At 40.1% G+C, this 7,201-nt stretch carries 5 protein-coding genes; 2 read left to right on the top strand and 3 right to left on the bottom strand.

The window, feature by feature from the left end; all coding sequences use genetic code 11:
• Positions 1-2: 2 nt before the first annotated feature.
• Entirely contained in the window at positions 3-128 is a 126-nt protein-coding gene (locus G475_RS28130; protein ID WP_407636188.1) for an IS3 family transposase, read from the top strand.
• A 166-nt stretch (positions 129-294) separates the two neighbouring features.
• Here the strand turns inward: G475_RS28130 and G475_RS25925 are convergent, their stop codons facing one another.
• The 3 genes from G475_RS25925 to G475_RS0120940 are packed head-to-tail and all read right to left on the bottom strand — an operon-like array spanning position 295 to position 4,635.
• Positions 295-1,935 (bottom strand): type I restriction endonuclease subunit R, encoded by a 1,641-nt coding sequence (locus G475_RS25925; RefSeq protein ID WP_035712283.1) that lies wholly within the window; start codon positions 1,933-1,935, stop codon positions 295-297.
• The gene (locus tag G475_RS25920; RefSeq protein WP_051302809.1) at positions 1,932-3,161 is read right to left on the bottom strand and encodes a restriction endonuclease subunit S; all 1,230 of its coding nucleotides are present in this window, start codon (positions 3,159-3,161) and stop codon (positions 1,932-1,934) included. Before G475_RS25920 ends, G475_RS25925 begins: the two co-directional genes overlap by 4 nt.
• Positions 3,151-4,635, bottom strand: a complete 1,485-nt coding sequence (locus G475_RS0120940; RefSeq protein ID WP_026702930.1) for a type I restriction-modification system subunit M — start codon at positions 4,633-4,635, stop codon at positions 3,151-3,153. Before G475_RS0120940 ends, G475_RS25920 begins: the two co-directional genes overlap by 11 nt.
• A 315-nt stretch (positions 4,636-4,950) precedes the next feature.
• On the opposite strand from G475_RS0120940, the gene G475_RS0120935 reads away from it, so the two are divergent.
• Positions 4,951-7,155 carry a flagellin N-terminal helical domain-containing protein gene (locus G475_RS0120935; RefSeq protein WP_026702929.1) on the top strand — a complete coding sequence of 735 codons (2,205 nt, stop codon included), beginning with the start codon at positions 4,951-4,953 and terminating at the stop codon, positions 7,153-7,155.
• Positions 7,156-7,201: the final 46 nt, after the last annotated feature.

Below are 7,201 nucleotides of genomic sequence, written 5' to 3'. Positions count from 1 at the left end.
AGATTTTTCGCTATATTGAACTGATTTACAACCGCAAGCGTATCCACAGTACCCTGAACTATTTGACCCCGGTGCAGTATTATAAACAGCAGGTTCTGCGGAGTCGAGCGCCCGTAGAAACCTCCTAATGCAGGCAGGAGAATACTTTTTTCCTTAACCACCGCTCTAGATGATAGAGCGGATGGGTCAAGCGGTTTGAGCTTGACGCTTCCGCGGCATCATCTATCCTGACAGGTGGGAAAAAAAGCCTGCGTCCGTTCCGTTTTATAACGGACAAATCATAAAAAAAGGTGTCTACTTTCTTGACATAGATCCAATCTGTCCCTTAAAACCATTTGGCTTAATGTATTGTTCGTAATGGTCGATCATATCGAGGACCACCGTTTTCAAACGTTTTGATGATGCGGTGATGGCCTCTTCTGTAACATACTTCTGTTTGATCCGTTCTTTATCTTCATCGGAATAGTCTCGGAAAAAACGGTCAAACAACGAATCGATCGTCTCCCCCTGTACATGCAGATCAATCAACCGGGCTTCATAGAATATCGGAACAGTTGTCCCGTCTTCTACCGCTTTTTCAATCGGATATTTATCAATGTACGTTCCAAACGTACGAAGCGTACTTTTATCCTCTTTATCAATCGGTGTTCCTGTAAAACCGATATACGTAGCATTCGGCAGACCAATCCGCATATTCATCGCGAGAGAGCTGTACTGGGAACGGTGCGATTCATCCACGAGTACAATCACATTTTCAGCGTCCGTGAGTAACGGGTAGTCTTCCCCGTCATCCACCTGGAATTTCTGAACCAGCGTCATCACAGTTGCCCCGGGGCCTTGCTGCAGTAGCGTTTTCAGCTCTTCCACAGACTCGGCCTGCTGTGGGTTGGGGAAGCCGCAGCGTTTAAACGTGTTGGTTATCTGCTGATCCAGGTCCTGACGATCCGTCACCACAACAATCACAGGGTTTTCCAACTCCTGCAGGCGTCTTACTTTCATCGATAAGAAAACCATGGAAAGCGACTTGCCTGACCCCTGCGTAGCCCATACCACTCCGCCGCGCGCCTGAGGATGCTCCCCTGTCCTAATACGCTCCACAGCTTTATTCACTGCACGGTACTGCTGGTAGCGCGTCATTTTCTTAATGACTTTACCGTCTGCAGGTTCATACACGATGAAGTTTAATATAATATCGAACAACCGCTCTTTTTCTAAAATGCCTGCTGTTAAAATATCCTGAGGTGTTGGATTTTCGCCTATATCATTCTCTGTTAATGGATAGGGTTCTTTCCAGGAACTATAATGCTGTACTTTCGCCCCAATGGTTCCCACCCTTGCACGGTCATTACTTGTCGCAATTAAAAATTGGTTGTAGTGAAACAAGGCTTCATTTTCCTGTTGATACCGACGTAACTGTTTGACTCCTTCACCAATTTGCTCTTCAGGCTGAAGAGCAGGACTTTTACACTCAATTACAACCAGCGGCAGGCCATTTACATAAAGCATAATATCCGGACGAATGGTGTCACTTGCATGCGTGTAGCTGAACTGGCTCGTGATTAAAAAATCATTGTTGGCAGTATGGTCAAAATCAATCAACTTCACTGTCTGGCTTTTCCGTCCGTTTCCTAGATCCTGCTGAACGGATAAATATTTAATTAAGATCTCATGGAAATGCTGATTGGCTTCCATGACGCTCGTTGCTTCCATATGGGTAACCGTACGAATAACTTTATTTAAGTTATTCTCATTAATCCAAGGATTCAAATGCATCACAGCAGCCCGCAGCCGCTCTTTTAAAACAACTTCCGTCTGCGACGCCCGTTCCTGCTCCAGGACCGTCCCGTGAACATACGTGTAGCCAAGCTGTTGAAGTTGGTCAATCATGCGATTTTCCACTAACGTCTCTTCATTCCAAGCCTGCGCCCCACTCACGACGGAACCTCCTCGCTTTCATTGACTGGTACACGGACTTTCCCGGTTAGAAGTTGTTGCATGAGGCCTTGCTTTAATTTCTCAAGTCTGCTTTTTGCTCTCTTATTAATGTTAAGTTTTTCATTTAAATTAGATAAAATAGATACAATTTTTAATTGTTCATCTTTAGGCGGTAATCTAAACTGAATTTGTTTTAATTGTTCTAATCTTATCCCCTTTACAGTAGTACCTGTTGCTAACCTTTTTATTTTGTCTGTGTTATAGATATAAGCATATAGAAGAAAATCTGTCTCGACTATATTATTATTAACAATAATACCTTTCATATCCTGATTAATAGCTACATCAGCATTGTTTTTCAATGCTTTTCCTACCGCCATTCTTGTAGACACTATTAAATTATCTTTTGGTATCAAAGTGGCTGAACTATTTAACAACCCTTCCTCTGATATATATTCTTGGCTATCCTCAATCTCTTGTTTATCTTCAATATCCTTCACAGTGATCCAAGGAATTTTTCCATTGTAATATTCAGTGACTGTTCTAGATGGAGTTCCACCACCAAATATTTTTACAACAAGCTCATTTAAAGTTTTTACATCCCAATTGGAAGGAATAACACCAATTGAAGAGCTCTTGTATTCAGTATGCCCAATGCCTTTCGTCAACAACTGCTGCATTAACCCTTTTTTCACTGTCTCTGTCTGCTCAATGATTTGTTCTGTTTTTTCGATCGCTTCATCGACAGAAGAAAGAATGGCTGCAATTTTATGTTGTTCCTTTAGCTTTAAAGGGATTTGTATTTCGTATTCTGCAATTTCATTCCATGAGGTTCTAGGCATTCTAGTACCGAAGGCTCTGTCGGATATATAATTAATAAAACTTTCATTCTGTACTAAATAAAATAAGTACTTTTCATCAATATTTTGTTTAGCTACTAAAGGTAATACTTCTGTTGCACACACACCTTCGAAAGTTGCGTACCAGTATTTTTTCAGATATGGACGTAGTTTACCCAATAAAATATCACTTTCTTTAAATACATTCTTCATACTAGTTGTATCTTTTGACGAACCTATGCCATTGATAACTCCTACTCCTGACTCAATATGCTCCAACCCTATATATGGTTGGTCAGGATTATTTATTGGGTTAAACTTTTCTTTTCTAACTTCACAAATGTCATCAAATGTTTTAAAAGACCAATCAGATTTATTACTTAACATACCCTAACTCCTTCAAATACCCATACATCTTCTCTTCAATATCATTACGTTCCTGCTCAAGCTTTTTCAGATCTCCCACTGCTGCCTGAACGTCGATTTCTTCTTCCTCTTCGGTGGTATCGATGTAACGGGCAATGTTTAAGTTATAGTCGTTTTCTTCAACTTCTTCTAAGTCAACGATGCGGCAGTATTTTTCTTGGTCTTCCCAGGCATTATAAGCCTGTACGATATTCTCAATATCTTCGTCGCGAAGTATATTTTGATTTCTTCCTTCCTGATACTCGTTTGAACCGTCTACAATAAATACTTTTCCTTTTTGTTCTTGGGTTTTATTGCGGTTTAAAATCATGATGCAGGCTGGAATGCCTGTGCCATAGAAAAGGTTGGACGGTAAGCCGATAATCGCTTCAATGAAGTCCTCTTTTACTAAACCTTCCCGGATTTTTCCTTCTGCACCTCCGCGGAACAGTACACCGTGCGGCATGACGACTCCTGCTTTTCCTTGATGATTCAGGGTAGAGAGCATGTGCTGCACGAAAGCAAAGTCGCCGGCGGTTTTCGGTGGCATACCGAAGCGGAAACGGCCATATTCATCCGCTTCCGCTTCTTCACGGCCCCAATTCTTTAATGAAAACGGCGGATTGGCAATCACCCGGTCATATAATAAAAGCTCTTTATCGTCACCTAACAGCTGTGGATCACGAATCGTATCACCGCGTTCAATGCGGTGGTCACTCAGCCCATGCAGTAGCAGGTTCATCTTACAGATCGCCCATGTATTCAAATTATTCTCCTGTCCATGCAGCGATAAATTACGTGGATCGCCTCCTTGTGACTTAATATAGTCTACCGACTGAACAAGCATTCCTCCGGAGCCGACGGTCGGATCCGATACACGCATATTTTCTTCCGGTTTGATTAAGTTCACAATGAGTTTAACCACTTTTGACGGTGTATAAAATTCGCCGCCTTTTTTGCCGGCATCATCAGCAAACTGTTTAATTAAATACTCATAAGCACGGCCCAGCATATCCGGTTCTGATAAGTTGCTATTGCTCAAGTCGATGGCGGAGAAATGCTGAACGAGCTGCATCAACATTTTGTCAGGCAGTTTATCCTTGTCATTAAAGTCAATCGAGGCTAATACACCGTGTAATGCCTGATTTTCTTCTTCTAATGCTTCAAAGGCTTTGTTAATCTCATTACCAATATCAGTAGTCTGCACTTGAATGTGGTTCCATCGCGCCCTCTCAGGAACGAAGAACTGATGCTCATCACGGTCGTACCAGCCGTAATCATCCTTTTCTTCCTGTTCAATCTCCTGCGCTCTTTCAATAAACACGTCACTCAACCGTTTTAAAAACAACAATCCGAATATGTAATTCTTATAATCGGAAGAATCTATGCTCCCGCGTAGAATATTGGCCGATTCCCAAAGGTGTGATTCCAATTCCTGCAACGTTAATTTTGCCATACATGTAACCCCCATATCTTCCTATCTATCCATTAATATATCAAACATGCTTCCCTATGGATACAAACAAACATTATTTGTCAGAACAAATCCCCAGATAGCACTTTATAATTCTAGCCTGTTGCTTGGTATAGAAAGTACCTACGACCTAAGTAATAAGAAACACAAATATATTTTAATGGGCTCGGATCAAAAAGTTTCTCCATCTATTATCAATAGTTCTTATAGTTGTTCAGTTTTTCAATTGATCAAAATTTAATCTCTCTCCCTTATATTCCGATAAAAGGAATATCTACCATTTGAGCAGGTGTCATGATGATCATTAACACAAACATTCCAGCATTAAACACGCTAAATCAACTTGATAAAAACAATAAATCCCTGTCATCAAAGATGGGGAAGCTGTCGTCAGGACAGCGAATAAATGCAGCCAGCGACGATGCCGCGGGGTTAGCTATATCTGAAAAGATGAAGGCGCAAATTCGCGGACTGGATCAAGCAAACAGAAATGTGCAGGATGGGGTTTCTTTAGTTCAAACGGCCGAAAACGGTTTAAGTAGTATACAAAATAGCCTTCAAAGAGGGAGAGAATTATCTGTTAAAGCAGCTAATGGGGCCCTGACTCATCAAGACCGGGAAGAAATACAAAAAGAAGTCGAAGAAATAAAGGCAAACGTTAATACGATTGCCAGCGATACTGAGTTCAATACTTTACCTTTAATAGATGGTACTTATAACGAAGACCCTAATGTCATTCATCCTTCAAGACCTTCTAATGTATCTGGAGAAATCGGTTCTTTTGATACGATCGAAATAATAGAAAACCAAAACAGTCAATTATCATTTGTCGTAGATGGAAACAAAAAAGATATTCAGATTTCAGCAGGAACCTATAATAAAGATGCGCTTATGGATCAAATGAATTCAAAACTAGACAATGCAGATATCAATATAAACGCTTCATTAAAAAATAATGAGTTAAAGTTTTCTCATAATAATCACGGAAGCCACCACTCCATTGAACATGTTACAGGTGATTTAGCCGCGGACCTATTTCTAAATCGCGAAAAAGGGCAGGATTACAAAGGAATCTCCAGTCACTATGTGGCCGGAGATAACAACTTTAGCAATGCAAATCCTGATTATCACACTTTTGTAGATGGCGTTAACAATAATCTGGATTTTTCCGTTAATGGAGAAGACTATTCAATTACGATCACACCAGGAGAATACGGTAATGATGAGCAAATTCAAAATGAAGTCAATAAACGTCTTGATGAAACAGATGCCAATGTAGAATTTTACAGCTACTTTATTTCTAATGGCACCCTTTCTACCAGCCGTTTAGAGCATACAGATAACGGTGATAATAACATTGAAAACATAAGCGGAAATGCAGCATCTTTTATATTCAGTCACCAATGGGACGATGAATACATACAGGGTAATAATGATTTATCCAAAGGACTTACAATTGAAAATGGAGTTAATAATAATCTTGATATCAAGCTTGATAATCAAAATTATTCAATTGAAATCGCAGAAGGGAATTATACTTCTACCGAACTAATTAATGAATTGAATTCAAGGTTAACAAACAATGGAGTAGAACTTGAAGCATCTATTGAACCGAGTTATTCAGAGGATCAACCAGGTAATGAGGACCCGGATATTAATGTCATCGAGCTATCTCGGACCTCTTCACCAACTGGTGATGTAAACAATCTCCAATTATCCGGCAATGCATATCAGGATCTTTTTATTAACTCCGTGGAAGGTGAAGAACAAGAAGAGAGGCCTGCCATGGTATACGGAAATACCGATCTCTCAAATGGTTTAACAATTGATGAAGACAATAATGATTCACTATCCTTCCTTGTAGATGGTGTGGAGCACACCATCGAGCTGACTTCAGGTAATTATAATTCTGGTGAACTAAAAGATGAAATTAATAATCAATTATCATCTAATAATATTGCCCTTAAAGCCTCTTATTCAGACAACAGTTTATTACTAACCCACAAGGAAGCAGGTGCAGATCACTCCATAGACAAGTTGTCCGGAACAGCTTTTACCTCTTTATTTTTAAATAAACAACAGGGCGAAGATGAAAAGCTGCAAGAACCTCAAGACATCCAATTACAAGTAGGTGCCGATAGTAATGATGCTTTCAGCATCAATTTGATGGATGCCAAATCACAACCATTAGGAATTGATGACGTTTCAATGATGACACAGGCGAAGGCAGCAGATTCCATAACAAAGTTTGATGATGCTATTAATACACTAACTTCTGAAAGAGCGAAATTAGGTTCCTATCAAAATAGGCTCGAACACATTAAAACTGGCTTGGAAAATACTACTTTAAACCTTGAGTCTGCAGAATCTAGAATCCGGGATGCCGATATGGCTGGTCAAATGATGGATTTAACCCGAGTGCAAGTGTTGCAGCAATCCTCGCAAACGATGTTAGCCCAAGCGAATCAATCACCACAAAGCATTCTGGAATTGCTTCAATAAGATTTTTTCGAAAGTTACGCAACAGCTCTTCTGCTCGCTGAGTATT

The sequence above is a fragment of the Salibacterium aidingense DSM 18341 genome (assembly GCF_000429685.1).
Lineage (GTDB): Bacteria > Bacillota > Bacilli > Bacillales > Marinococcaceae > Salibacterium > Salibacterium aidingense.
Note: the sequence above shows the minus strand (reverse complement) of the source record. Positions and strands in the feature narration are given on the sequence as shown.